This window comes from Rhodococcus sp. OAS809 (genome assembly GCF_040546695.1).
Classification (GTDB): domain Bacteria; phylum Actinomycetota; class Actinomycetes; order Mycobacteriales; family Mycobacteriaceae; genus Rhodococcus_F; species Rhodococcus_F qingshengii.
In genome coordinates this window covers 238616-264235 of record NZ_JBEPOI010000001.1, presented here as the reverse complement: position 1 = coordinate 264235, position 25620 = coordinate 238616, and the positions used below count along the sequence as shown (strand labels likewise).

Genomic DNA, 25620 nt, shown 5'->3' with positions numbered 1-25620 from the left:
GATTGGAGGTGTCGTCAAGGTGAGCTACAGGCGGGCCGACGGTGTCGGAGGTGGGGCCGTGCTCTATCCGATCGGTTGGAGCCCACTCGAAAATGCAGCGACCCGGCGCATGACTCTGTCGATTGGTCATGAAATACACTGCGCTGCAACAGGATGCCCGGTGAAGGCGCAACTCCATGTTTGTAGCGTCCCGAGGAGGGGGGTGATCAATGCTGGGCAGCTAAATCCCAATTCAGCTCGCGGCAGTGATGGCGCGAGTGCACACCAAGGGTTCTCCCACGTCAGCGAGGGGGCTTTCGATATCAGGGCGCCCAGGTCCGGCGCAGTCGTTTTCGATGCGCGTGGTTGATGCGGATCGGGCTCGGAAACAGCCGGCCAGAACGCTACTGAGCATACTGAAGGAAGTGTTGGACACGGTTGTTCGCTGAGGCTCTCGGGGGTCCGAGGTCTGCCGACGGCTGCGACATCGACAACGACATATTCGATATTCGACTCGCCTCACCCGTGCCGAGCTTACCTTCATGGGAAAGGTCCCGGGCGCGAAGGGTTTCGGCCTTCGCGGATTTCGAATTGCCGAGACTTGCTGAAGGGGCCCATGCCAGTTGTTGGCCTACAAACCATCCTGCCCAACGGCGAGTGTCAATCGGCATGCAGACTGCGGTGACCAAACGAATCCGTATCGGGCGCGCTGGAACCACCTCAGGTCTTCAGGATTCCGACCAGGGTGTTCGCGAACTCGCGCGCGTGGTCGGAGGTGATGGTGGAGGCGGTCACACGAAGTGCCCGGTGGCACTGATCCGACGTCGCCGAGAACTGACTTCCGTCCCGCACGAGCCAGCCAGACTCGGCGAGTCGATCGACAATCGGTGCGGAATCCCGATCCAGCGGAACCCAGACATTGAGTCCGTCGAGGGTGTCAGGAACCTCGATATCATGTTCTGACAGTGCATTTTTCAGAAGGGTTCGACGTCGCTCGTAGACAGCGCGAGCATCGGCGAGGCCCTCGATCACCGTCGGATCACTGAGCAGTTCAGCACTCAAGCGCTGCTGCAGGTGACTGACCCAGTTGGCGCCCGACCGGAGATGAGTGCTCAGCCGAATGCCGGTGTCGAGGTCCGAGGCGACCACTGCCACGCGCAGGTCGGGCCCGAGAAATTTCGACACGGAACGAACAAGCGCCCACCGCGTCGTGCTCATCGGAGCGAGCCGACAGTACCGATTGCTGGACACGGCAGAGAAGTGATCGTCCTCGATTACCAGAACGTGAGGGAACTCGGCCAGGATGCTTCCGAGAATCGCCGCTCGGTCGGCGCTCATGCTGACCCCGGTGGGGTTGTGCGCACGAGGGGTGCAAATAATCGCGCGCACACCACTTTCGAGAGCACGCAGCAGCCCTTGCGGGGTAATACCCGAAGTGTCGATGTCCATCGGTACCGCTCGGAAGCTGTTGGCTTTGAGCGTTCCGATGCTCGCCAGGAAGCACGGATCCTCGATCGCGACGGCGTCACCTCGGGTCAAATGAGCGGTCAACAGTCGCTCGACCGCGTCAACGGCACCGTTGGTGATGGTGATCGAGCACGGCCTGAGAACCTCGTCCTCGATCGAGGAACGTGCCCAGGAATCGAGTAGAGGCTCGGTGGCTGCGGCGCCGTACAACCGGGGCGTGTAAGTGGTCCGGTCCAAGGCGGCTCTGAGATCGGGCAGCAATGCCGGATCAGGATTTCCGCTGGCGAGATCCACGCTGCCAGGAAGAGCGATACCGCCTTCTCCTTCCAGGAACGGTATGGCTCGCACGAAGCTGCCGCGCCGGCCCTGTGTCTCCACAACTCCCGCCGCCACGAGCAAGCGATAGGCTCCGGCAACTGTGTTCCGGTGAACCTCGAGATCGTCGGCCAAGGCCCGTATGGGCGGCAACGCATCCCCTGGAGCCAGTACCCCAGCACTGATGAGATTGCGGATGCCCTCGGAAATCTCGCCGGCGGTCCCGCGAACGATATCGAGGTTCACCCGGTCCGCCACAGAGTTGATCACCTGGTCATCTTATTGGCACGTGACAAAAATGGAAACCCGTGTTTGGATTGTCACGTGACAAGCGGCGCTGGATTGAGTGCACGAGTGCGGCGGATCGCCTGGCGAACACATCGCCGGAAGTAGTCACCGCGACCAGGAACGACAAGGAGTTTTCATGATCTTGCCCGGAAAGTTTCGTCTCTCGGATGAGGCGATCGATGCTTCGTTGCGGGCTGGAGGTTTCGGCCACCTGATCACCCCCGGCCCAGAATCCCTCGAAGTGACGTCGATCCCGTTGCGCTACAACGCGGAGAATCACTCGGTCGAAGGCCACATCGCGCGCGCGAATCCGCACTGGCGATATGCAAACGGGGGAGAGACCGTCATCGTCTTACCTGCCACTGACGCCTATGTGTCACCGGACTACTACCCGAGCAAGCGCGTGCACGGAAAGGTCGTCCCGACGTGGAACTACGAAGTTCTCTATATATACGGGCAATTGGTGACGCATGACGATGATCAATGGTTACGCGAGCATGTTACGGCGCTGACCACCCAGCACGAGTCCGGTAGGCAGAAGCAGTGGACGGTCACCGACGCACCGAAGGAGTTCATCGATGCGCAACTACGAGGAATTGTGGGGTTCGAACTGCAGATCGATCGCGTCTACGGTAAGGCGAAGATGAACCAGAACCGCTCCCCTGAAGATCGCTCCGGCGTCATCCGGGGATTGGAACAAGGCACACACTCCGAACGAGAGACCGCCGCAGCGATGATCGCCGCAGGTCTCGACGAGGCCTGAACATTTCGGGCGGCGGGCCGGCGAAGTCGCCCTCTCGCGCCGAGGTCCGGCCGTGCCCCAGGTTTTGCGTTGGTGCGCGCTGCGCAACGGGCCGACGACGCGTATGGCATGCGATGAAATACCTATCGAGTGCGACGAGCATGCTTAGGAAACCACTTTGGTGATGTCAACGTGCCGACGCGGCGCAGATCGTGTTGTGTACCCTCCCGCCCCGCCGTTAGAAGGACGCAGAAGTTTTCGCGGTCCTGACGATGAATCGACCCTTCATCGTCTGCGGCGACGGAGGGAGACGGGCGCATCTGCGCGGGTGAAGGTTTCGATGACAAACGTATGGAGCATCCGGGCTCGAATACGCGGTGGAAGTGCCGTCGAGGGCGGATCGCCAACGGCAGTGCCCCGTTTACCGTGGCCGTCGTGTACCCCCAGCCTTGGCCGGCCAACGGACGTCGCGTGCGGCAAATATCTGTGACCGGGAAGCTCTCCTGCCGCTCAGGGGCGGAGCGATCGATGACGGTGAAGCGGCGACTGCCGAGATTGAATGCGATCAGGTTCAGCACTATCGCACACAAGGCTGTCGCAGATTCGTACCATCGCCAGTATGTCACGTCTGTGGCGTCCCGAAGGGGCTCGCATGCCTCATCGTCGTTGGTGATGTAGGCGCATATCAGCGCTGCGCATTGTTGGACATGCGTTTCCGAGGACAAGAGCGGCTCCTTCGACGGCTAATCCGTCAGGCCGCCCGACCACACCATTGCTGACCTTCAGCAGTACCATTCTGGCAGTTGGCCGCGCGCCAGCTTCCGAGTATTGCTGACATTTGCTGCGCGTCTTTCTCCTGAAGATGCTGCTGAATAGTCTCGATCTTGAGCGCATACCCACGATTGTTTGAAGGCACGCAGATGAGGGAAGAAGCTCTAAATGGGTGCAGTTGATCAGGCTTGCCATCCGGGTCAGAAAAGGGCCGGACAGTGTTGCGATACATTGCCGACAACGTGCTGCTGCCCCCTGCCGCGATGGCACTTGGGAGGATGTGCATTCTGAAAGATGCCGTATTCCAATAGGTTTTGGAGAAAACTGCACCAACGCAACGCGAGCGGATTTACGCTCGGGAAAGTCCGTCGATGTCGATTTCGCTCTCTCCCTCGGGTTTTCCTCCGTCGGAGCCATTCGAGATGACGAAACAGCTCGTCAGTGAGCTCGTCCGCGAGACAGGGATCGACGGTGCCGGTGTCGCTGTTTTCGCGACCGCATCGACGCGAGATCTCGTGTACGCCAGCGACGGCGTCGCGGAGGAAATCGACGAAACGCAGTTCACTCTCGGGGAAGGCCCGTGCCTGGATGCTTTCCGCTTCGACAACCCCGAACTGCACGACGACATTTCAGGAGGCGCGGCGCGTGCGCGGTGGCCACTGTTCGCAGCCCAGGTGTTGGGGTTCGGTGCGGCGAGGGTCTATGCCTACCCGCTCGGGGGGGTGGTGGGTCACCGTTCGGGGTACTCGAGCTCTATGGAAGTTCCCCGGCCGTCCTTGCAGCGCATGAGGACGTGACGTGTCGGTTGTTCGCACACAAGATCGCCCGTGCAGTGCTCGCCGAACTCGCTCCAGGCAATGTATTGAGCTCGGGAAGCGATGCCGGGGTGTTCCGCCGTGGAAACGTGAATGTCGCCTGCGGAATACTTGCTGCGTACCACAAGATTTCGGTAGACGAGGCGATGGTGCGGCTTCGCGCGCGGGCGTTCTCGCGGCAACGCCGCATCACTGCGATCGCGCAGGGCGTTATCGCTGGTGATCGTTTCGACACTGACAAGTGACAGGGCGGGATGTCGCGCGATGTCGTCTGCGGTTGACAACGCGGCAACACCTGGTTGGAAAATGAGGAGGCAGAGTGGACTGGTTCGTGTCGGTTCGAGACGAGGACGCAGACGTTCTCGTATATCGCGGTGGTCGTGGGTTCGATCAGGGCTCCGTGATCGAACAGGTAATTGCTGCAGGTCAGGCCATTGCCTACCGCGAGGACGGTTCGGTTGTCGGAATTGTCGGGAAAGTGGTCATCGATGGTGTTTCACTGGATCCGATTCCGTTCGGAGACCTCAAGATCAATGCCGAGCAGATTCGTAGCTCGATCGCCACCCAACTCAATTCCCTACGCGACAGCGCTCCGGACGCTGACCAGTTTTCGGTCCGATGAGTTCGCCGCCGAGCTGAAGCGACAGCGGTGCTGCGCGTGTGCTAGCTGGTCAGTACTCGGAATCTAATGCCAGTGGTTCCCATCGACAAGAGCCGTTGGTTTTCAATGGATTTGGGCTCGTCTGACGGCAGTGTTCTAGACGATGAGTCTCGTGTGACGTCCAGAGAGGAATGTGTCCCGGGATCTTGGCGTGCGTATCACGCAGGGTTTTGGGTCGAGTAACGAGGAGCAGAACCGAACTGATGACTTTCACCAATGATGGGTATCCCACAAGAATCTCAACCGCCTCCGCCGAACTGGACCGGGCCGATCCCGTCGTCTGGAACCAACAGATGCGACTGAAACATCGCGATGTCGAGCAAGACGGGTTCACAGTGCGCGAGGGCGTCCTCAATCCGGACACCATCAGTAGATGCCTGAGTGAAGTCCAGCGACTGGGCGCCGAACCCGCCCTGATCGACGACAAACGAATCGTGCGTGAGAAGGCATCGACCTCGGTCCGCTCGATCTTCGATATCCTGAACTTGAGTCCGGTGGTCCACGCCGCAGTCGAGGAGTCCGGCGCGGTTGACCTCGCGCGCGAGATACTCGGTTCCGAGGTCTACGTTCACCAAAGCCGACTGAACTCAAAGCCCGGATTTCACGGCGGGGCTTTCTACTGGCATGCCGATTTTGAGACATGGCATGCGGAGGACGGCATGTCGACACCCCGTGCAGTGAGCGCGTCGATCGCATTGACCGATAATCACTCTTTCAACGGGCCCTTGATGGTGATGCCCGGGTCGCATCGAACATTTCTTCAATGCGCAGGCGCGACACCCGATCGATACTTCGAAGAGTCTTTGGTCGAAGAAGTCCCGCGTGTCGGTGTCCCGTCGGAGGAAATGATCACCATGCTCTACCACCGACATGGTATTGAGGTGCTGACTGGAGGAGCGGGGTCGATGACCCTGTTCGACAGTAACCTTCTTCATGCGTCGTCGGGAAACCTTTCTCCGGCGCCGAGGGCGAACATATTCGTCGTTTTCAACAGTGTCGAGAACGCACTCGGGAAGCCGTTCTCCGGGTCGGAGCCGCGACCGGACTTCCTAGCATTTCGGCCATAGTAATCTGCAGCGCAGAAGGTTTCACGGCCGAAAGGCACGGATGGTAGTAGTTGGGCGCACAGTTCCTGGCGGCGAAGCCGATGACAGACCGTATTAGCCCGAGACTGTTTTCTCAGCCGTGCTGTACGTAAGAACAGTGCGCACCGACGGCGTCAGGAAGGGCACTCCCCGAGGGTCTGTCGTCACCGAGAAATGGAGACGATCCGCGCCGTGTGTAGCCGATTCGTAGTGCGGTTACATGGAATTAGCGGGTCATCAACTCTCCCCCGATGCTGCAGTCAGGGGCTCGTCCGATCAGCGGCCGGTCTAGTCCTGGTCCTCGATCCACCTCACTACTCATCGGGGTACTGCCAGTCGAATGCCACTCGTGCGGGTGGGATCGCCTCCGCGACGCGGCTTTGCAATGACTCCTCGAAGGTAGAGCGCCACTTGTAGAATCCGCTGAAGATTACGGGATGCTGCGACACGACGTACACGTCGCGGGTCCCGTCGGCGTTCTCTTGTTTGAAGATGGTCACGTCACGTTCGAGTTGATTTTCCCTGATCGCTCGCTCGAACAACGTGTAGGCCAGTGCCGCATCTTCCGCTGCGAGGCTATACAAGCCGAAACGGATGTCGATGTTCACAGACATGACTGCAACTGTAATGCGCTCCGATCGACTCACCATCCGATAGCGGTGCGCATCGCTTTGTCGTGTGAGTGTTCGCGCCCTCGACCTAGCGAATGCTTCGTGCATCTAGTCCACCAGTTTGATCCGGCTACCTCGGGAGCGCTTGCCGCGTTACGGTGGTGCGCAGCAGGGATTCGACAGCTGGGTCTGGGCATGTCAGGGTTCGAAATGCTTCGATGGATATCATCACCCGGGTCTGGTGGGGCGAGCACTTTGCCGCGATACAACACCTATTTTTTCCACTACAGGTGTGGGAGTGCCGCGGTGAGGAAGATGATGCCGAAAGCGACACCGGCGATGCCGGTGAGGACTCCGGCGATTCCCTGACGGGCGTTGGGGTGCTGCCCGGGTGTCTTGGGTCGGCGCGCTGTCAGTGCCGTTCCGATGGCAGCGGCACCAAGGAGGATGCCGAGGCCGAACATCCAGAACGTCAGGATCGAGAGGGCGCCGAGCATCAACGCCATGTCGCTGTATTCGTCACTGGTGATCGGGCGGTGGTGATCCCACCAATCAGGCGAGGTGTGCGGGCGGGATTCGGTGTTGGCCGTGTTGTCGGATTGTTCGTGCGGAGGGAGGGTTGATGCAGTCATGGCAGCTAAGCGGTTCTCGTGCTGATTCTCTCGTGTGGAGGGTGTACCGGTCGGCCTACGGCTAAGTGGGTGGCGAACGGCGGGTGGGACCGAAAGGGCGGTGGAGTGAGCCCCGAGCACGCATGTCTTCGGAACCCACCCCACCGTGGAACGCTTGTCCGGCCAGTAGGATCAGGCTTCGACCTGCACCTGCGGTTTCGCTTCGATGGTTTCGGTACGTGAGGGCGGTCCGGAGGAGACCTCGATCCGCCGCGGTTTAGCCTTCTCCGCGATCGGCAACGTCACCGTCAACACGCCGTTGTCGTACGAGGCGACGATCTGTTCGGCGTCGATGTCGTCGCTGATGGACAGTTGCCGTCTGAAGGTTCCAGCGAAACGCTCACTCGCCAGCCAGCTCACACCCTCTTCGGAGAGGGCGGTGCGGTGCGCGGTCAACGTCAGGGTCGAGCCGTCGATGCGGACGTCCACTGATCCTGGGTCGACGCCGGGAAGATCGGCGTGCAGGACGTACTGGTCCTCGACCTTGTAGAGGTCCATCGGCATGAACCGTGGACTGCGTCCGTTGCCGGTTCCCGCGGCGAGTACGGACTTGGTGATCGCGTCGATGTCGGTGAAAGGATCGAAACGAAGCACAGCAACACACCTCCCATGTCGTGAAAAGAAAGGTCACCGCCACTGTGGCGGTTGACCGAACTTACTGTGCGAGAACATGATAACCACACGAATTAGCACTCTGCAACTGAGAGTGCCAATTCTGAGAGGTCTCCGTCACGGTCCCCCGTGCCATCAGGTCAGGCACGGGCGCATGGTGCTCTCCTCCACCCTGGTGGACGCAGGAGTGGGATGCGTGGCCGGATACTTGGCCCGCAAGCAACGCCTACCGTGATCGGACTTGCCGGAGTGGAATCATGTTGCTGCCCAGCAGAACAGGAATCTGAGCCTGACCCAGTGAGCCAGAGCGCCAGCCTTGGAATGGCGCCGCAACGTAGGCAGTGCACCGAATGTGGTTTGCGCACTGGAGCATCCGGGAGGGGTGCGTGCAACGATAGAGCATGAGCCCCCCACACCGACGAACCACTGCAACGACACATTGGAAGTCGAGGCCGCCTGATCGGCTTTCCGCCAACCGGATCCAAACGCCGCAACACTGGCCGCGGCCACCCGCCACTGCCTCCGATGCGGTGTCATCAGCTAGGTCTCCGCTCCTCACCCGTGGCGTGAACACCACGCTATGTCGCTACGCTGACGCGGCCGGCGTGTGTTGAATCTGGTTCGCGCATCACATGAGTTCGTCAACGCACTCCGTGCGCCCAGGGATTGCATCAACGGAACACATTTGCGCTCATCGCGTGCGGGATACCTCTGGTCCGACGTACTCGAAGCGTTTTCGGTGACGCATCCCGGCGACCTAACATCCGGCTGTCCACTCGCCGGGGTCATCCTCGAAAGATCGTCCTGCACGGACAGGCACTCACACCTCGACGCCGGTGAACCCACCATTTTCGGTTTTGGTGGCCGAAGGCCTGTGCATCCCTGTCGAGTTTTGTGGGAGTGGTATCCGGGCATTCGTCACTGGTGAGAACCGGGATTCGGTTCCTGCCCACGTTTTTGTCGTGTGCCATTCGTGGGATCGGATGAGGTGTGAGATGGATGTCGTGCGAAGCGCCGCGGGCGGTGATCGTTGGTTTCCTCCGCTCGATGCTGCTGCCGAAGCGTTACAAGATCTGTATCGGGCGCTGGATCCGGCCGAACACATCGAAAAGTACTTGCGGCGGTTGTGTGAGCATGCGGTGGAGTTGATCGAGGATGCCGATATGGCAGGGGTGACCGTCCTCGACGAAGAAGGAACACCCTCGACGGCGGCGCGGACGTCCCGCGAGGTCGCCATGGTGGACGAGCTTCAGTACAGGTCGTGGGAAGGTCCGTGTGTCGAGGCCGCAGAGAGCGCAGAGATCGTGGTGGCGGACCGTGTTGCGGCGAGCCAGCGGTGGCCGGGCCTGTCTTCGGAAGCGCGGCGGTTCGGGGTAGAAAGTTTCCTGTCGATCCCGCTGCCGCCGCTCGAGCCCGGAGTGCGTGCAGGGGCGGTGAACGTGTACGGAAGCCGTGCGGACGGGTTCGCTCGTTCGGAGGTGGCGTTGATGAATTTGTTCACCACCGCTGCCGGCTATGCGATCGGCAGCACCGAACGTTACCGGGGTGCCCGGCAACTGGCGTCGCAACTCGAGCGTGCGCTCGAGTCGCGGGCAGTGATCGATCAGGCGAAGGGGGTGTTGATGGCGGTGCATGGTGTCGATGCGGATGCGGCATTCGCAATGTTGGTCGACAAATCCCAACGTACCAACACGAAACTGTGGACGGTGGCAGAGGATTTGTTGGCGAATGTGCGTACCGTCGAGACGTGATGGCCCAAGAGTGTTGTGGCGAAGTACTTTTCCTGATTGTCTGTTCGAGTGCCGATTCGTCGGGCACAGCTCGTCCATGGAAATCCGCGGGCGCGGCAGAGGCGGTCGTGGTCGCCGAAGAAGTTATCGACAGGTAACAGCGGGGAACTCTTGCTCGTGACAGTCCGGCTCATCTGTGGGAAGGGGCAGTTGCGGACGTGATTCAAAACAGACTGATCGCAGACGCAGGACACTGCTCACGAGCGTGTACTTGAAAAATCGTACGCATCAGAACGATGGTGATCTTTCGCCCATCGGGGGCTTCCGTGGAACGCCGGTCATGGTGTCCTGGTTGCGCGATCTGAAGCCCCTAGGGGCGGTCGTCATCCGCCGAAATGATCGTCTGACGTGCAACGTCTCGTATGTGCCGAGATTCGCGACGCGCCTCAGCCTCCAATTCGGAAAAAGCGGTCTCGGGATCGGTGTCTCGGCGCACCATCAGAATTCCGACCGCTCGTTCGATCTCAGCGCGTGACGCGATTCCTCGGCGCAGCGCTGCGCCAGCGCGTTCGAGTCGATTGTCTGTTGCGATGGCGTCGAGTCCGGCTCCCAGGTACTCGGCAATGACAAGGACGAGATCGCGGTCCCGGTCCGTGTCCGCCACGGCAGAATGCGAATACATGTTCAACGACCCGACCGGCAATCCGGAGTTGAACAGCGGTACCGCAAGGAAACCGGTCAAACCGGCATTACGCGCAGCAACACCGAGAGCCGGCCATTGAATGCCTAATTGCTCGACCGACATACGTACCGAACGTCCCGTGCGCGACGCAGAAAGACACGGCCCGTCATCGAGAAGGTATTGCTTGCGATCGAAGTCCTCTACACGTTCATCGGTTGGGGCAACGGTGAACGGTTCACTATCCAAGGACGCTGTCACACCGGCGTGGTCAACACCGACAACCAAATCCACAGCCGCTACCGTGCATCGAGCCATCAACTCCACAACCCGATCGGGCGAACCCGCTGGTGTCGAGAGAGATCGTTCGAGACGATCGATGAGTTTAGGCTCGCGACCGCGCGCGCGTTCGAGCGCACCCGACGGGCGCGCGCGCGGATGAGAACTGTCGAAGTTCATGGTGTACGTGCCCGATCCGCGCGGTGGAAGTGGTCCACCAACCAAAAGTGGCACCGACGCGGCCGACTCGGCCGCGCGCCTGAGAAGTACCTCTATTCGGTAATCTCGACTTTACGCCGGACCGGATGACCGGGCGCCGTTTCTGTCCCGTGAAGGCAACTGAGGAGGTGCGTCCTGTGAATACGGATCCGAGAGGAAGCCAGGACACACCCGAATTTCCCAACGACGCCGACAGGGAGAGAGGCCGCCGCGCAGCGGTCGAATTGCCCACGACCGCGAACCTGTGTCGACAGTGTCTGAATCTGACTGACGTTCAAGGCGCGGCTGTCACGGTGCTGAACAGCGCGTCATCGCGTGAGCTGATGTATGCGACCGACTCGGTAGCCCAGCACCTCGACGAACTCCAGTTCACCGGCGGCGACGGTCCGTGTGTTGACGCATTCACCACCCAGCGTCCGACATTCTGTAACGACACATCCAGCGATTACGACCGTGACATCTGGCCAGGATTCGCCAGTGAGGCAGGCAAAGCCGGGGTCGGGTCCGTGTTCGCGTTTCCGCTGAAGGGTGGAAATGACGTTTTCGGCGTGCTCGAACTGTATCGCCTCGCTCCGCTGCCACTTGACGAAGAACAGGTCGAATTGGCCACTGCAACCGCAGCAGCCATTGCTGTGGCGCTCCTGGCCGAACTTCCTCTGATCGGCGATTTCGACACCGGGACGCTTGTCAACGCCTTTCACCGACCGGAAGTGAATCAGGCAGTCGGAATGATCGCCATCCAACTTCGTGTCTCGATCGACGAATCGCTTTCCCGGCTTCGAGCCGCCGCGTACTCCTCGGGAAGGCCGATCTGGGAGATCGCTGCAGATATCGTGAATCGGCGCACACGTTTCACGCATGGTAGTGAAAACGGATGACACCGCCTCTGGGGACGTCGCGCAACTTGTCAGCAGCACTTCAAGATGGGAGCACAGGATGAACACTTCCGCAATACAATTGAGCATTGCCGAGGTAACTCATCTTCTCACCACCGACTTCGATTCTCTTCGTGTGCTCGAGACGATAGTCGAGCGATCGAGACAGGATCTGAGCGGTGTGTGGTGCGTCCTCGTCGTGCGAAACGGGGAGCCAGATTATCTCGATGTGCTGGTGGAGTCGGCGAATGCAGACTTTATTCCCGACCGCACTCTCGCTATAGCGGGCCCCGCCGCGCTCAGCGCCGAGAGCGGGGCGGTTGTGATGGTCGACAATTTCGCAGACGTGGGGGAGCGGTGGCAGAAGTTCGGTCGCTCGGGGCTCGAACGGGGTCTCGGTGGGTGCCGTTGTTTCCCGATGAGATTGGGCCGCAAATCATTCGGCACACTCGTGGTTTTCACCCGCGATTCGTGGGATAGTGCCACGCGCAGTAATGCGTACGGGCAGTCCATGGCAGACTTGGCTGCCCTGACGTTGTCCACGGACAGCCGCCAAGATCGTCACTCGCACGTGGCGGTGGCTGTGAAGAAGTTGGTCACGGTCCGCGGCGAAGTGGAGCAGGCGGTCGGCATGATTGCCGAACTCGAGGGTCTTTCGATCGAACTCGCAACCGCACGGCTCGAAGAGAATGCTCGGCGACGAGGCATCAGCGCTGGCGCGTATTCGGCGTTGGTGTTGGCAAACCCTCACAACCGGTGAGGAGCGTGGTGCACGGTATGTGCAGTGAAGGTTCCATCGATTCTGCTTGGCAGTTTCCGTAATGCGGCCCAGCACGAGGCCCTCGAACTGTATCGTTGGCGGCGCGGTGGAACCCGCTGTCTGCCAACATCCACGTACAAACTTCGTCCGCGTGCACTCACGCGAATCCAAGTCGCAACGAAGCAATGGAAAGTCAAGGCATGGTGAGTCGAGTGGGAGGCCAACGAGCGCATCAACGGTATATCCCGCGCATCACCGAACCGTCAATCCGCTCCCTCGCTCGGAGAGCGATATGAGTATGAGATTCAAAAGGAACACGTTGCACGACAGCGCTTTCGATGAGTCCGGCAGATATTCAGGGATCTAGGTCAATGTTCGTGTGGCGGGTTTGAAGTCGATACCGACGACGTTTCGCGCGATCGTAGCCAGTCGGGACCGCGCGGCGAGACCACTACGTGGATGACTTCGTTCAATTTTTCACTGCGAACACGGCTTCAGTGGAGAAGAGCTCATCCAAGTCGACACATCTAGCTCGCCCCGGTCGACAGTCCTCTCGACTTACGCACCGACCATGGGACGTCAACGGCGCCAGCGGCGCCTTCTCCGCGGGGACCTTCTCGACTATGACGGGCCCACATCCCTTCATACCGCGAGTATTTGGCGACTATGCCCCCGCCTTAGCTACCTACCCGGTGAGCTCGCTGAGAGCGGGCAGTGCGATGTGGAGGTCGTCAACGGTTCGGTCGATGCCACCAGCGGACCGCGACATCGGCACGTTGGCCCACCGTATCGCAGTTGCGACGACATCTTGGAAAAGGCTGGGGTGCAACGCTGCCGGACCGCCAAGCGCTTCGGCGTGCCCGTACCGTGGTGAGCCAGTCCACGGTCGCTATATGCACAGTGACCGGCCGATCGACGACTCGGAGGACGATCCGGCGGCCGTCTGCGGTGGCCAAGACATCGAGAGAGCGGGAGCAAGCGAGGACTGATGTGCTTGAAATACAGGGGGCGCCTGTGGACCCCGGAGCGGGGCAAGGATCCAGCACCGACTTTATGCAGACTCGACCGAGGGCGCGGCATTGGCCGAACTCGATCCGGCACATGACTTGATTTCGCGACCGGGCGATGCCGTGGTTCGCAGTGGGAATGTTCAAGTCGCGGCGTTGCGCCGGTGACGCGGTGGGGATCGGTGTGAGGAGACGCTGATCCGGTGCGCGCCGAAGCATTCTCGTCGCAACATCTCATCACAGATCTCACCCGCGGCATCGTCGTGGACAAATATTTCCAGGTGGACGCGAGCTGACTATTCGAATGGTTTAAGTAGGGACCAGGTTTCGTCGTATCCATCCGTGGGCGGTAAAATCGCAGCCACGGTGAAGCCAGCGCCGCCACCTTTGGAGTGCGCGCAGGATGGTACCTGCGAGACAGGACCACGATGAACCGGAACGACCCCTCTGTTGCATGTGTCGGGTCTTTTTCGCTCTCTGGCGGAGCGTCGCTGGATTACGATTCCGCCGACATCGCTACCGCGCTCGAGCGTTTCGGGGCGTTACTGCGGACGCCTATGCAACTGTCGGTTTTTTTGCAATCGGTGTGCCAGCAGATCGTGGCGACAATGCTAGCCGCGGACATGGCTGCGGTGACGATCCTGCCGGCCCCTGGTAAGCAGCCGGAGACAATCGCGTGTACGGAAGAGCGTGCTTTCGATGTCGAAGCCCATCAATACCGGGCGAACGAAGGCCCGTGCCTGGAAGCTGCGCGCACTGGCAAGGTAGTGCGGGCGCGGATCGAGGATGCAGAGCAGCGATGGCCCGCATTCGCGGCAAAGGTTGCGGGGATGGGCGTGGCGAGTTACTTGTCTGTCCCGTTGCTCACCGGAGAGTCCGAGGTGGGAGCGCTGAATCTGTACGGGTTGGGCGATCGTGGGTTCAGCGAGACCGACGAGGTGCTGTTGCAAGTGTTCGTGGCTGCGGTCGAAGGTGCGGTGTGGAATGCGCGTCGTGCGGAGATGTGGAGGAGCGAGGTCGAAGGCATGCAGGCCGCGATGCGGACGCGGGGAGTGATCGAACGGGCGAAAGGAATGTTGATGGTGCTGCACGGGATTGGGGAGGATCGCGCGTTCGAGCTGCTCGTGCAGCAGTCTCAGCGCCTGAACGTCCGACTCGCGTCCGTGGCTACCGAGATAGTCGACACCCTCCCAAAGCGATGACCCAGGCAACGACGCAACTGCCCTGAGCACTCGGAAACTGGGGTGTTACCCGATGCCATCCGAGAAACCGCGTGGTAGTTCATCAATGGATCTTCCGGCGCAGACGCGCGACGCGTGCGAGGGTCTAGCCTGAACGAGGCTGTGCCTGCGCAGGATTGAGCCGAAATTGAAAGACCACCACCTAAGCGACCGGACTCGACTCTCGGCGAATTGCCGATTCGGCGCGTTGACGTCACCGCAAACCTCATTTCCGTCGAGGCCGTGGCCGCCGATGGTCTGCGTCATCTCTACTGAGTACGCGAGGGTGCGGTGCAGGACATGGATTCGATGACTGACCTGCATGCGGGCGAGACGGCGTTCGCAGCGGCGGAGGTGTCGGGGCCACGGATTCGGGCGGCTGTGTCTGATGTCCGCGACCTGGAGAGACCGGGGCAGATCGAGTTGGTTTCATACATTTTCCGCCCGGGGCATCCACTGTCCGTGGCCGTGTGGGTCCGACATGACCCCGTGAGCTCAGTGCTACATTTCGACGCGCTCGGCGGGTCGGTGGTGGTGCGTGAGGAGTCGATCGAGACTGACGAGCACACGTCGTCGTTCGGTGGCTGTTGGTGTTGACGGTGCAGGTCCACACCGCCGGCGCGAGAGGTTTTAAACGGCGGGGTTTGACCGACGGTTGGCGGGATTCCTGGTTGCATTCGTGCACCCCTTCCAGCGCGTAACCGCCCGTTGATGGTGAGCCGAAGTTTGCGGGTCGAGAGGCTCTACAGATTGCGAGTGCCGAAATTCTGCCGACCGAGATTCGTTGATGGCACTTCCCTGAGCGATCGTGCAGGCGCATGGTGCTCGCGAAGGCGATTCCGGCGGAGGTTTCATGACGGTGAGACATAGGCTGAAGATCGTGCACGATCAGTTGATTCGTCGATACCCGCAGGTCGCAAGTCGATAGTCCCGTCGGTAGATTCCGACTCTTTCGTTCGGTTCATCCACGAACTGAACGCGGTCTCAGGACCGGACTCTTGCGTTCACGAGGACGTTCGTGAGCGCGTGGACCTTACTGGTGGAACCGGTGCCTGACGGTTCGGGGATCGATCTCACGTGTGCAGAGATTTCGTTGCAGGAGAGCGTGATCGGTGGGATGTGCCTTCCGCTGCTGAGGGCCACGTACTTACCTGCTGGGTTCGCGGGCACCGGAAGGGGACGTACTTTCTTTTTGAGTTGGGTATGGGCGGCGGCCTACTTACACGACGTCGCCGATCAAGGAATCGCGGCAGTGACACTGATCGTGGTGGACGTCACGTACTCGCACAGTAGGCTTCTGGTACGGAGCGGTGTTCGGCGCCGGCAGGGCACAGAATGCTTTGTGAACTCAAGACGAACCAGCTCAAATCGAACCGTTGACAAACTATGGCTGCGAAACCGCAATGACTGCACCTCGACCCCGTCCATCGCTACCGTCAACACCACGGTCTCGTGTCACAGGCACTCTTTTTCGTGCGGAGATCGACGGCAAGAGTCCTCTTCCCTGGGTCGTCCAACGGGAGCATCTCAATTCTTTTCCGGCTCGTAGTGTGCGCAGTCATGTTCGGTTCATCGCAACAGGCGGCGTCGGCATGTCCAGATGCGAACTCGGTGCGTTGCGAGATTTCTACGACATACTTCGCGAATTCGATTCGGTGCTGGAATACGATCCACGGGTGCGCCCGCTCCCGGGTCTTTGCTTCGATGGAGGCTTCAGGTTGGTAACCCGTGTGTCTGCTGATCGTGACCTCGTCATTCGACTGAACGAATTCACGATCACGCAGGAATTGGACTCAAAACTGTGGGCGATACCGGGCCGCATGCCGACGTTCATGCGGTAAGGGAAGTGCATCCGCCGCCAATGGCCGGAGGAAATGTCCACGAGAACTGTCGTGGCGCCGTCCTCAGTCGTGCGGTAGTACGCGGGTTGGCAATTCGAACGATATAGCGGTGCTTGATGTTCCGAGACCAACTCAAAGTTGACGTCCCGGCGCCTACTCAAAAGGTCGAGTTGCCCATTGGTAAGGGCTGTGAGCGCGAGCTTGTGCCCCCAACAAGAGGGTATTGGCGGCGCGTGCGTTTGTGTGTGCAGTTCTGTTGATGTTAGATGCAGGAGACGTGGACCGTCAGGTCCCCCGGAGAGGATTCCGTGCTCATTTCCACAGCGCCTTCCGTTGCTCACACAGCCCTCCTGGGGCTGGGCGTCTACCGGCCCCGACGCAGTGTCCCCAATTCCGAAATCGTCGATCGTATCGACTCTTCCGACGAATGGATCCGCACCCGTTCGGGAATTGCTGCGCGGGGGTGGGCGGAACCGGACGAAACAATCGTGACGATGAGCGTCAGCGCCGCTCGCAGCGCTCTCGCCGCCGCCGGTATCGCCGCCGAACAGATCGATGCAGTCGTACTGGCGACATCGTCGCAAATGGTGCTGGGGCCATCCGCAGGCGCGGTCGTGGCGACCGAATTAGGATTGCACGACACCGCAGCGTTCGACGTCTCAGCCGGTTGTGCAGGTTTTTGCTACGCGCTCGGCAACGCCGCAGCCCTCGTCCGCGCGGGTCAGGCACGCCATGTTCTGGTGATCGGCGTGGAACGGCTTTCCGATCTGCTCGATCCGACCGACCGAACCTGTGCCTTCATTTTCGCGGACGGGGCTGGAGCAGTCGTGGTCGGCCCGTCCGAGTCCGAAGGTATCGGCCCGGTCGCTTGGGGATCGGATGGAAGCCAGACCTCTGCAATCAAGCAGGACAAGGACTTCACCCAGTACTTCGCCGAGGTCGCTGCGGCCGAGCAATCCGGCGAACGCAGTGAACGACCGTACATCCGAATGAACGGCCAGGCTGTATTTCGCTGGGCAATAACCTTTTTGGAGAAGGCCTGCCGCGACGCACTGGACAAAGCTGGAATCACGGCCCACGACCTCGACGCGTTCGTTCCACACCAAGCCAACAGTCGCATCACCGACGCGCTCGTACGAACGCTGGGACTGCCCGACACCGTCGCAGTTGCCCGCGACATCACCGAAAGCGGAAATACCAGCGCAGCATCGATTCCGATGGCCATGGAACAGCTTCTCCGTTCCGGCGAGGCCCGACACGGCGACATGGCGCTGCTGCTCGGATTCGGTGCCGGCCTGGCTTATGCGGGACAAGTCGTTCGCCTACCACCTTTGGCGTAATCCAGCAGATTCGGCGATCCGGCTACGACCCGTCGAGGGTCTTATGCCCGCCGTCCTCGCGGTGGCCCAACAAGAAACCAGCTGGGACCGGGCCGACGCACACAACTACGACGGTGAACAATTTCTTGGCGGCGTCAAGGTCTGGTGTTCAGGCGTTAGATGGTGGAGTGAACTTGTTCGGGTGACGCCCGCCGATTGACGCGTAGGCGACGACCGCGTCGGCTGGGGTCAAGTCGGAGGGGCTGGTTCTGGCTCACAGGTGGACTATCGGTCACCGGTGAGGAAGGTTTCGACGTCCGTGGCGGGTGGAAAGACGGTGCATGCCGCCGGTGTGAGGGGGACCGTCGGAGCGTCCGGTCAGGGTTTCCGCCTACGACGTCGAGTGCGCCGAGCTTGGGCGGAGATCTGGTCGCGTTCGACGCTCCGCGTGATCGCGCAGCGCTGAAAGTGATTCGGTGGTAACGGTTCACATACTCCGCACGTCAAACCTAACGGACTGTTTCAGGGTGTAGGCGCGGGGTCGAACAAGGAGCCCGGCGCGGAAAATGGGTCCCCGTGCTGTGTGCTCAACACGGGGACGTCTCACCCCGTGGAACCCGGCCGGCATCGGACGGTTGGGGTTCCACATCTATGCCGCGTTCAGATCTGTGGAGCCACTCAATCGCCTGTTCGCGCAACGCTCGAATTGGTGGGCCCATGAGCGACGATGGCGGTACGACGACGCAATGTGAGAAGGGGCGGCGTACGGCGAAGGCGTCTCACGGGCGGGTTCGCTGAACGGGTGTGATGATCGATTCCTAGATGTGTTCACGCTCGTGCAGGATTTCGTAGTCCACGTGGTCGAGATCTTTTCTGTCGATCGGTCCGGTCACGTGCAGAGCGGGTGGCCGGGACATCAGAGCCGCGATGTTCGCGTCTGGGGGACGATAAGTGGGTGGCGTCCAGTGGACACGAACCATCCTCATGGCCCCTCTCAGTCCGGATACGACGGCGTGCCGACAGGGCAGATGATGCCGTTTTCATTACCGGCGATCGGGTACTGCCGAACAATGGGACGCAGTCCGCTATGGGAGGGGCGATGGGCATTCTCTACAACGTGAGGAAACAACTTGACGCGCGTGTGGTCAAGGGTCTCAGGCACGGTGGGCGCAGAGGTATGAGCTCGCAGACCGTGACCATCAGCGTCGGCAGCGACGACATGGAAAGATTCTGGCGAGATCCCGAGAGGCTGTCGCAGGTCTTTGGCGATGTTGCAACTGTCAGCTCGCCTGAGAACGAAATCTTCGTGTGGACGCTGTCAATCGGCGCCGGTGAGGTACACACGTGGCGTACGCGACTTCACACCGCTGACGGCGAGTTACGGTTCGTCGCGGTCAGTGGTGATGACGCGAACTCGGACAGTAGTAACGACGCTACCGTGGTCGTCAGGTATCGCTCGGCTCCAGTTGATATGGGCACAGAAGTCACCCTGAAGGCCGCCACGCCGTTTCCGGACCTATTCACCCAAACAGTGCTGTTCAAAGTGCTCTATCGAGCCCGCGCGCTGTTACAGACCGGCGAGGCCCCCACGCTCTCCAACAATCCAAGTGCCCGCAAAGGTGCTCACTGATCGGAGGAGGTCTTCATGCGCGCACTGTGCTGGAACGGGGTCAACGATCTCGCCGTGGAAACGGTGGACGATCCGCGGATAACCAATCCCCACGACGTCATTGTCCAAGTGCGGCTTACCACGACTTGTGGATCCGATCTGCACTTCATCAATGGCTACCTGCCGGGAATGAAGGAAGGCGACGTCTTCGGACACGAGTTCATGGGTGAGGTAATCGAGACAGGCTCGGAGGTGACGCAGACAAGCGTCGGTGCCCGCGTCGTCGTGCCCTCGTTCATCGGCTGTAAATCGTGCTGGTACTGCGACCGCGACTTGTATTCGGTGTGCGATACCACCAATCCCAATGCCGAGTTACAGCAACCGGTCTTCGGCTATCCCACTGGCGGAATCTACGGCTACACACACCCATTCGGCGGATACCAAGGGTCCCATGCCGAATACATCCGCGTACCGTTCGGTGATGTCAATTGTTTTGCAGTTCCGGAGGGCATCACCGACGAGCAGGCGTTGTTCCTTTCGGACGCAGTTCCCACAGGACTGATGGGTGCGGAATTCTGTGATATCTCGCCCGGTGACACCGTTGCCGTCTGGGGTAGCGGCGGTGTCGGAGTGATGGCCGCCCATAGTGCGCGTCTGCTCGGTGCAGAACGCGTAATTGTCATCGACCGGTTTCCAGAGCGGCTTCAGCTGGCGCGCAACGTCGTTGGTGCCGAAACTATCGACTACTCGCGTGTCGACAGTGTGCAGGAGGCCTTACGTGAAGCGACGGGTGGACGCGGCCCCGACTCGTGCATCGACGCTGTGGGTATGGAAGGCCACGGTACAGGGATTCAACAACTTTACGACCGGGCCAAACAACTGCTGCGCCTGGAAACCGACCGCGCTACTTCGCTCCGCCAAGCTGTTCTCGCGTGCAGGAAGGGCGGCGTCGTGTCGGTCCTCGGCGTTTACGGCCTCACCGACAAGTTTCCGATGGGTCTGATCACGAACAAGAGTCTGACATTGCGTTCGGCGCAACAACATGGGCAGCGATATATGCCGCGCATGTTCGATTACGTACTGCAAGGAGACCTCGACCCGTCAGTCTTGATCACCCATGACATGCCACTCGCCGATGCCGTCCGCGGTTACGAACTGTTCAAGGAGAAAAAGGACGGATGCGTGCGTGCCGTCTTTCGACCGTGACTCCAGCGCACACCGAATACTTCTCGATTTTTTCGCCGATAGCGCATTGATCAACGGAGGACTGGGTACGTGTCTGATGGCTCAGGGCACTCATCGGTTCCGAAAGTGCCTGTGCCCCAGAAACGCACATACGGATCGGAAGGGGCAGCGCCTTCCGCTTCGTCGAGGAGTTGAATTCCCATGTCATCATCAATCCACGCTCCAATGCACACTCACCCCGACATCATGGCAATGCGGGAGCGCTACGACCGAGCGGCCCAACAACCAACCACTCAGATGGTGGAGGGGCTGATGTTGCTCTCTGGACTCTACGCAGCGGCGTCCGCATGGATCATCGGCTTCACCGCACAAACCAATCTGACCGCCACGAACTTGATATGTGGTGCTGCGATCGGATTGCTGGCAGTGGCGTTCGGATCCGCGTACGGCCGCACCCACGGCATGACATTCGTTGTCCCACTACTCGGGATCTGGCTGATTGTCTCTCCGTGGCTTGTTGCGGGCGTCGCTACGAGCACTTCCCTGATCTGGTCGAATGTGGTTGTAGGAGCACTCGTCTGCGTTCTAGGACTCGCTACCGCCGCGCTTGGTATGGGCCGCGGTCGTCAGCGACGCGGCCCGGGAGAGGAACCGAGATGACCGTCGATACGAGAATCTCTGGCACAGAAGGGTCCTGTACGGGCGATTTACGTGCCAGAGAAGTGAAGCGTGGTCTCGTCGAGTGGTTCAACTTCGAACACGGATTCGGGTTCATTCTGCCCGACGAAGGTGGCCCGAGCGTCTTCGTGCACTTCACCGAGATTGCGGGAAGCGGTATCTACCATTCCCTGCAAGACGGTGACGTCGTCACGTACGAACATGATCGGTCCGTGTACCCACCGCAGGCACGCAATGTCCGCATCGCAGATGTCGCCGGGTCAGGTCACAGTCGTCATCCGCACCGGATGAGGCCGCTCAGATATTTTCCCCCTTCCGCGGCAGGTAAGGCAGCAACCGTACGCCATCTGGGCGAAAACACGAGTGACGTACCGCACCGAGGCAGCACAAACTGACTACCCCGACGGCGATGCCGACACAGCGACAGAGCGAATCACATAGCGTCAGAACTGAATAGATTCGAACGGACGATTCGCGTCGATCCCCCCTGACATCTCACTAACTCCCGAGGGGGCGGCATTGTTGCGAATCGCGGCTCGGAAAAAAATCAGTTTCTTCCTACCTCGGTTGGGCGATAGGTTGCGCCGAAAAGCTCACCTGGTCCTTTTTAGAACCGAACTGATTGGGCGCCAAGGCATTCCTTCAGTGCGCGGACTTCGCACGCCCGCGATGCTCCGGCACTGTGGGCTATCGCGGTCAGACCTCGAATCAAGATGGGCGCGGAGATAACGCGACCGGTGCCCGGAAGCGATTCGCCATTGGTGCGCAGCGAAGTTCGTCATTCCGATGACGGCCTCGTCTCGTCTCACACCCAAGCCGAGGCACCACTGGCAGCGGTGACTGCGTCGGCGACGTGTCTTTCCAGTATCTACCCCGATGGTGCATACATCAGATCGATCATGAGGTTCGACGCGGTAGCAACCCCGACAACACGCGCGGCACAGCACCCTCCGTGTGCGGCCGTAGTCCCGCAATCGAACCGTGCCGTCGCCTCCGAACAAACCTACGACGTGACCCGGGAATACTTGTCTACCAACGACTTGGAACAACCTCGAAGCTGCGCAGGTTGCGCTGAGATGTCCTGCAGGGTTGTTCGAGGTTCGTTGTCGGTCGGGTGGCGGGATCTGCGGTGCACGGTGTTGGTGCCCCTGTTTGGCGATGGCTGATCGACGCCACGCGGGATCCGATGTGAAGGGTTCTCCTTCGGTGGAGCGGTGATCAAATGTGACGGAGGGAGTGTCGGTTGGTGTGCTGGCGGGTTTGTCCCTCATGTGTGTGGGTAGCCGCTCGGAGTCGTGTATCTACTCGCGTTGGGAGTGAAAGATGTTTGTTCACAACAAGGATTTGCAGTTCGATGTGCGTGTCAGTGGCCCGGATCCTCGTTTCGCTACATTGCTGCAGGAGCAGTTCGGAGGCGAGAACGGTGAACTGAAGGCGGCGATGCAGTACTTCACGCAAGCCTTTACGCTGCGTCGCAAGAACCCGAAGATGTACGACCTGTTCATGGATATCGCGACGGAGGAGTTTTCTCATCTCGAGATTGTGGGGTCGATGATCACGATGCTTCTCGACGGGCTCAACGATGACCTGAAGGAAGCCAACGAACGGTGTGACTGGATGCCGGCGATCGCGACCTCCGACGGACGTGAGCAGGTGATTCATCAGGCGGCGGTCTCGCCGCTGTTTTTCACGTTGAGTGGTGGTGGCCCGGATGTCGTCAATTCGGCGGGTGTGCCGTGGTCGGGGACGTTTGTCAACGCCAACGGTGAACCGTCGGTGGATATTCGGAGCAATTTGGCGGCGGAGTCCCGGGCGAAGATCGTCTACGAATATCTCAAGCAGTTCACCGATGATCCGGGGGTGCAGGACACGTTGACGTTTCTGATGACCCGGGAGGTGGCGCACTATCAGCAGTTCACCGCGGCGCTCAACGAGCTGCCGGTGAACTTTCCGCCCGGCAAACTTCCTGGTGACGATCGGTTTCAGAATGTTGCGTTCAACATGTCTGACGGTCAGTCGACGCGTGGCCCGTGGAACGAGGGGCAGGGGCCGTGGCCGGAGGGAATGCAGTGGCGGTATGTCGAGAAGCCGACCGAGCAGTGGCTGGGGGGAGAAGAGTCGGTGAATCGGGGTGGTGAGCTCAATCCTGAGGGGGCGCCGGCAGTGTCGGGTAGTAAGCCGTTCACGCACGAACAGCATGCTGGGACCGTGTGATCGCCATGTCCTCGTGTGCAGTGTCATGTTTGATCGAAATTCTGTGTGGCGGGCAGTTTCGGGAGGTGAGGTAGATGGATGCGTTGGCGTTCCTTCGCGCTGATCACGAAAGTGTGCTCGGCATGCTCGAGGCACTCGATGAGGTTCCGCGCGCCGGGGAGGGCGTGGGGCTCGGTGCCCGCAACGACATGGTGACCACGCTGGTGATCGCCGAATCTCAGCACGAGGCAGTGGAGGAGCAGTTCTTCTGGCCGGCAGTGCGCCGGACAGTGGAGGGCGGCGACGAGCTCGCTGACCACGGTGTTGCGCAGGAGGACGCGGCCAAACGTATCCTGCAGATGCTCGAGGACGGTGAGGCGGGCGATGCAGTGTTCGAGGAGGCTCTGGCCCGCTTTGTCGAGGCTGCACGCGAGCACATCGAGTTCGAGCAGGAGCAGGTGTGGCCGCGGCTGCGGGAGGCGATGACCCCGGCGGATCTCGAGGCGTTGGGGGAGAAGATGGCGCGGGCGAAGCCGATGGCCCCGACCCGACCGCATCCGGGGACCCCTTCGGATCCTGCTGTGCTCAACACTATGGGGATGGCTGCTGCTGCGGTGGACAAGGTTCGTGACAAAGTCAGCGGCCGTGATGCCAAGAAGCCGCCGCAAGCCCCACCGAATTGACCTTCCGTGTCTTGAGTTTTCGCACGTTGACGGTGCGGCCGGGGCTTCAGTGGAGGCTGGGCTCGCGCGAGGGGCGTGTGGACGATGCACGGCAGCGTCCCGGCTGCCAAGTCGCAGCCGAATAGATCGTTGTCGAGGCGCGCGTTTCACCGTCGATGCCCCGGATGTCGTCGGAAAAACAAGTGTCACCAGGATGGAAAAGTTTCGGGTACACGGCTTCGCGGCTTGTCACGTGCTGCTAGGTATTGGGCGGGATCGCCCTATGACGTCATCTCCGGCTTGCGTCATTGCCGACGGTTGTAGCGACACCCCGGACTTACCAGACCACTCCAACGGAGGAGCCGCGTTGAAAGAACATAGGGGACAGGGGCACCATCGCGTCAACTGGGACGATCCCGCCACGTTCCTGCAAGAGCTGATGAAGCTGGCAAATACTGCTCTCACCCGGATCGAGCCGATTCTTGCCACGTTCACCGAAGGACCGGAGCGCGCGGGTAGGTCATCGACTCCTGACGAACTACCCACGCCCAGCGCCTGCGTTTGGTGTCCGGTCTGCGCGCTTGCTGCTGCCGTCCACGGTGACCACCACAAGCTCCTTATGTTCGCCGGTGTACATGTGGCGGAGGCGTCGGCCGTGGTGCGTGAGTTCCTCGACGAGATGCTCGGGGGTGGGGGAGACGATCTACACCGAGATCACCACCGGCGGTAAAGGTCGTGAAAGCCAGCCAGACGGTTGCTCAGACGTCGCGGTGTCGGCACTCGGCCGCTCAGCCCCGCCCACTCGTCGCCAGTCAGTATTTGTTCCCATCGACGTGAACCTACGACGCTGATCAGAATCATCCAGACGGCAGGTCCAGGGGCTGAACCCGGTTGCGCGCGTGCCGCCGAGACGCTCGACCCCTGACTAGACCCCGTCTCGGGGGTAGCCACTTGGACGTCGTAAGAAAAAGGGGCACCGCCGGACGGATAGGTATCACGACAAAAGAGCAGGAATCGAGGCACGGTCCGGCGGACGATCCTAGCCGTGCCTTCATTGCCCGTGTGGCTTCGAAGCCGCGTGGCATCGGAAGAAGGACGGCACAAGGCATTGGAGTCCGTGTTCGTTTTGGCCGCCTCATCGGCCTAATCTCGATCCCTTCGTGGGGCGTTGCAATGCGGAGCGGATGAACAAACGATGGTGGACGCTTGTCCGAGTGGCATGAACACCGCGTGAGGGTGTACAACGAAATACGGCACGAAGTGATCTGCTTCACACTCACTGTGCCGGTCGGACACATAGAACCCCGCCTTGAGATCACAGGGCTTGTGCAGAACCCTTCGGGTTCG

General features: G+C 60.5%; 24 protein-coding genes. 18 read left to right on the top strand and 6 right to left on the bottom strand.

Going from position 1 to position 25620, the window contains the following annotated elements:
• Positions 1-699: 699 nt before the first annotated feature.
• Positions 700-2031: an aminotransferase class I/II-fold pyridoxal phosphate-dependent enzyme gene (locus ABIE52_RS01255; protein WP_354541399.1), complete on the bottom strand. Its 1332-nt coding sequence runs from the start codon at positions 2029-2031 to the stop codon at positions 700-702.
• Between the two features lie 154 nt (positions 2032-2185).
• Here ABIE52_RS01255 and ABIE52_RS01250 point away from each other — a divergent pair, with 154 nt between their 5' ends.
• Positions 2186-2812 (top strand): FMN-binding negative transcriptional regulator, encoded by a 627-nt coding sequence (locus ABIE52_RS01250; protein WP_192713072.1) that lies wholly within the window; start codon positions 2186-2188, stop codon positions 2810-2812.
• A 730-nt stretch (positions 2813-3542) separates the two neighbouring features.
• Here ABIE52_RS01250 and ABIE52_RS01245 read toward each other — a convergent pair.
• Positions 3543-3794, bottom strand: coding sequence for a hypothetical protein (locus ABIE52_RS01245; protein WP_133053443.1), 252 nt, complete (start codon positions 3792-3794; stop codon positions 3543-3545).
• Between the two features lie 190 nt (positions 3795-3984).
• On the opposite strand from ABIE52_RS01245, the gene ABIE52_RS01240 reads away from it, so the two are divergent.
• From ABIE52_RS01240 to ABIE52_RS01225, 4 genes are all read left to right on the top strand, one after another.
• Positions 3985-4359: a hypothetical protein gene (locus ABIE52_RS01240; RefSeq protein WP_354541398.1), complete on the top strand. Its 375-nt coding sequence runs from the start codon at positions 3985-3987 to the stop codon at positions 4357-4359.
• Complete coding sequence (locus ABIE52_RS01235; protein ID WP_354541397.1) at positions 4356-4622, top strand: ANTAR domain-containing protein; 267 nt, start codon at positions 4356-4358, stop codon at positions 4620-4622. The genes ABIE52_RS01240 and ABIE52_RS01235 overlap by 4 nt, the downstream gene beginning before the upstream one ends.
• A gap of 74 nt (positions 4623-4696) precedes the next feature.
• A complete protein-coding gene (locus ABIE52_RS01230; protein WP_080910744.1) occupies positions 4697-4999 on the top strand; it encodes a hypothetical protein in 303 nt (100 codons plus the stop codon).
• 242 nt (positions 5000-5241) lie between these two features.
• The gene (locus ABIE52_RS01225) at positions 5242-6105 is read left to right on the top strand and encodes a phytanoyl-CoA dioxygenase family protein (protein ID WP_080910745.1); all 864 of its coding nucleotides are present in this window, start codon (positions 5242-5244) and stop codon (positions 6103-6105) included.
• Between the two features lie 332 nt (positions 6106-6437).
• On the opposite strand, the gene ABIE52_RS01220 is transcribed toward ABIE52_RS01225, so the two are convergent.
• The 3 genes from ABIE52_RS01220 to ABIE52_RS01210 form a co-directional block, all read right to left on the bottom strand.
• The gene (locus tag ABIE52_RS01220; protein WP_080910746.1) at positions 6438-6737 is read right to left on the bottom strand and encodes a hypothetical protein; all 300 of its coding nucleotides are present in this window, start codon (positions 6735-6737) and stop codon (positions 6438-6440) included.
• Between the two features lie 281 nt (positions 6738-7018).
• Positions 7019-7366 (bottom strand): hypothetical protein, encoded by a 348-nt coding sequence (locus tag ABIE52_RS01215; RefSeq protein WP_080910747.1) that lies wholly within the window; start codon positions 7364-7366, stop codon positions 7019-7021.
• Between the two features lie 171 nt (positions 7367-7537).
• A complete protein-coding gene (locus tag ABIE52_RS01210) occupies positions 7538-7999 on the bottom strand; it encodes an Hsp20/alpha crystallin family protein (protein WP_192713073.1) in 462 nt (153 codons plus the stop codon).
• A 1013-nt stretch (positions 8000-9012) separates the two neighbouring features.
• Between ABIE52_RS01210 and ABIE52_RS01205 the strand changes: the two genes are divergently transcribed.
• A complete protein-coding gene (locus ABIE52_RS01205; RefSeq protein ID WP_192713074.1) occupies positions 9013-9768 on the top strand; it encodes an ANTAR domain-containing response regulator in 756 nt (251 codons plus the stop codon).
• Positions 9769-10117: 349 nt separating this feature from the next.
• Here ABIE52_RS01205 and ABIE52_RS01200 read toward each other — a convergent pair whose 3' ends face one another.
• Positions 10118-10744, bottom strand: coding sequence for a GAF and ANTAR domain-containing protein (locus tag ABIE52_RS01200; protein WP_241896149.1), 627 nt, complete (start codon positions 10742-10744; stop codon positions 10118-10120).
• Between the two features lie 266 nt (positions 10745-11010).
• Between ABIE52_RS01200 and ABIE52_RS01195 the strand changes: the two genes are divergently transcribed.
• From ABIE52_RS01195 to ABIE52_RS01140, 12 genes are all read left to right on the top strand, one after another.
• Entirely contained in the window at positions 11011-11802 is a 792-nt protein-coding gene (locus ABIE52_RS01195) for a GAF and ANTAR domain-containing protein (protein ID WP_354541396.1), read from the top strand.
• A 58-nt stretch (positions 11803-11860) separates the two neighbouring features.
• Positions 11861-12559, top strand: a complete 699-nt coding sequence (locus tag ABIE52_RS01190) for a hypothetical protein (protein ID WP_192713077.1) — start codon at positions 11861-11863, stop codon at positions 12557-12559.
• Positions 12560-13994: 1435 nt separating this feature from the next.
• Positions 13995-14768: an ANTAR domain-containing protein gene (locus tag ABIE52_RS01185; protein ID WP_354541395.1), complete on the top strand. Its 774-nt coding sequence runs from the start codon at positions 13995-13997 to the stop codon at positions 14766-14768.
• Positions 14769-16893: 2125 nt separating this feature from the next.
• Positions 16894-17967, top strand: a complete 1074-nt coding sequence (locus ABIE52_RS01180) for a beta-ketoacyl-ACP synthase III (protein WP_192713079.1) — start codon at positions 16894-16896, stop codon at positions 17965-17967.
• Between the two features lie 277 nt (positions 17968-18244).
• Positions 18245-18412 carry a hypothetical protein gene (locus ABIE52_RS01175; protein WP_157902093.1) on the top strand — a complete coding sequence of 56 codons (168 nt, stop codon included), beginning with the start codon at positions 18245-18247 and terminating at the stop codon, positions 18410-18412.
• Between the two features lie 633 nt (positions 18413-19045).
• Positions 19046-19576: a hypothetical protein gene (locus ABIE52_RS01170; protein WP_192713080.1), complete on the top strand. Its 531-nt coding sequence runs from the start codon at positions 19046-19048 to the stop codon at positions 19574-19576.
• 15 nt (positions 19577-19591) lie between these two features.
• Positions 19592-20761 carry a zinc-dependent alcohol dehydrogenase gene (locus tag ABIE52_RS01165; protein ID WP_192713081.1) on the top strand — a complete coding sequence of 390 codons (1170 nt, stop codon included), beginning with the start codon at positions 19592-19594 and terminating at the stop codon, positions 20759-20761.
• Between the two features lie 180 nt (positions 20762-20941).
• Positions 20942-21400, top strand: coding sequence for an SPW repeat protein (locus ABIE52_RS01160; protein ID WP_192713082.1), 459 nt, complete (start codon positions 20942-20944; stop codon positions 21398-21400).
• Entirely contained in the window at positions 21397-21813 is a 417-nt protein-coding gene (locus tag ABIE52_RS33980) for a cold shock domain-containing protein (RefSeq protein ID WP_502944847.1), read from the top strand. The genes ABIE52_RS01160 and ABIE52_RS33980 overlap by 4 nt, the downstream gene beginning before the upstream one ends.
• A 928-nt stretch (positions 21814-22741) precedes the next feature.
• A complete protein-coding gene (locus ABIE52_RS01150) occupies positions 22742-23632 on the top strand; it encodes a manganese catalase family protein (RefSeq protein ID WP_192713083.1) in 891 nt (296 codons plus the stop codon).
• A 74-nt stretch (positions 23633-23706) separates the two neighbouring features.
• Positions 23707-24294 (top strand): hemerythrin domain-containing protein, encoded by a 588-nt coding sequence (locus ABIE52_RS01145; RefSeq protein WP_192713084.1) that lies wholly within the window; start codon positions 23707-23709, stop codon positions 24292-24294.
• 262 nt (positions 24295-24556) lie between these two features.
• On the top strand, positions 24557-25003 hold the full coding sequence (locus ABIE52_RS01140; RefSeq protein ID WP_192713085.1) for a hypothetical protein: 447 nt from the start codon (positions 24557-24559) through the stop codon (positions 25001-25003).
• Positions 25004-25620 lie beyond the last annotated feature (617 nt).

What these genes read in the sequence shown, in the direction of transcription:
- ABIE52_RS01240 (WP_354541398.1), top strand. Translation starts at nt 3,985, where the DNA reads ATGACGAAACAGCTCGTCAGTGAGCTCGTCCGCGAGACAGGGATCGAC.
- ABIE52_RS01200 (WP_241896149.1), bottom strand. Translation starts at nt 10,744, where the DNA reads ATGGCTCGATGCACGGTAGCGGCTGTGGATTTGGTTGTCGGTGTTGAC.
- ABIE52_RS01185 (WP_354541395.1), top strand. Translation starts at nt 13,995, where the DNA reads ATGAACCGGAACGACCCCTCTGTTGCATGTGTCGGGTCTTTTTCGCTC.
- ABIE52_RS01245 (WP_133053443.1), bottom strand. Translation starts at nt 3,794, where the DNA reads ATGTATCGCAACACTGTCCGGCCCTTTTCTGACCCGGATGGCAAGCCT.
- ABIE52_RS01205 (WP_192713074.1), top strand. Translation starts at nt 9,013, where the DNA reads ATGGATGTCGTGCGAAGCGCCGCGGGCGGTGATCGTTGGTTTCCTCCG.
- ABIE52_RS01150 (WP_192713083.1), top strand. Translation starts at nt 22,742, where the DNA reads ATGTTTGTTCACAACAAGGATTTGCAGTTCGATGTGCGTGTCAGTGGC.
- ABIE52_RS01165 (WP_192713081.1), top strand. Translation starts at nt 19,592, where the DNA reads ATGCGCGCACTGTGCTGGAACGGGGTCAACGATCTCGCCGTGGAAACG.
- ABIE52_RS33980 (WP_502944847.1), top strand. Translation starts at nt 21,397, where the DNA reads ATGACCGTCGATACGAGAATCTCTGGCACAGAAGGGTCCTGTACGGGC.
- ABIE52_RS01170 (WP_192713080.1), top strand. Translation starts at nt 19,046, where the DNA reads ATGGGCATTCTCTACAACGTGAGGAAACAACTTGACGCGCGTGTGGTC.
- ABIE52_RS01145 (WP_192713084.1), top strand. Translation starts at nt 23,707, where the DNA reads ATGGATGCGTTGGCGTTCCTTCGCGCTGATCACGAAAGTGTGCTCGGC.
- ABIE52_RS01190 (WP_192713077.1), top strand. Translation starts at nt 11,861, where the DNA reads ATGAACACTTCCGCAATACAATTGAGCATTGCCGAGGTAACTCATCTT.
- ABIE52_RS01160 (WP_192713082.1), top strand. Translation starts at nt 20,942, where the DNA reads ATGTCATCATCAATCCACGCTCCAATGCACACTCACCCCGACATCATG.
- ABIE52_RS01195 (WP_354541396.1), top strand. Translation starts at nt 11,011, where the DNA reads ATGACCGGGCGCCGTTTCTGTCCCGTGAAGGCAACTGAGGAGGTGCGT.
- ABIE52_RS01180 (WP_192713079.1), top strand. Translation starts at nt 16,894, where the DNA reads ATGCAGGAGACGTGGACCGTCAGGTCCCCCGGAGAGGATTCCGTGCTC.
- ABIE52_RS01215 (WP_080910747.1), bottom strand. Translation starts at nt 7,366, where the DNA reads ATGACTGCATCAACCCTCCCTCCGCACGAACAATCCGACAACACGGCC.
- ABIE52_RS01220 (WP_080910746.1), bottom strand. Translation starts at nt 6,737, where the DNA reads ATGTCTGTGAACATCGACATCCGTTTCGGCTTGTATAGCCTCGCAGCG.
- ABIE52_RS01140 (WP_192713085.1), top strand. Translation starts at nt 24,557, where the DNA reads ATGACGTCATCTCCGGCTTGCGTCATTGCCGACGGTTGTAGCGACACC.
- ABIE52_RS01250 (WP_192713072.1), top strand. Translation starts at nt 2,186, where the DNA reads ATGATCTTGCCCGGAAAGTTTCGTCTCTCGGATGAGGCGATCGATGCT.
- ABIE52_RS01225 (WP_080910745.1), top strand. Translation starts at nt 5,242, where the DNA reads ATGACTTTCACCAATGATGGGTATCCCACAAGAATCTCAACCGCCTCC.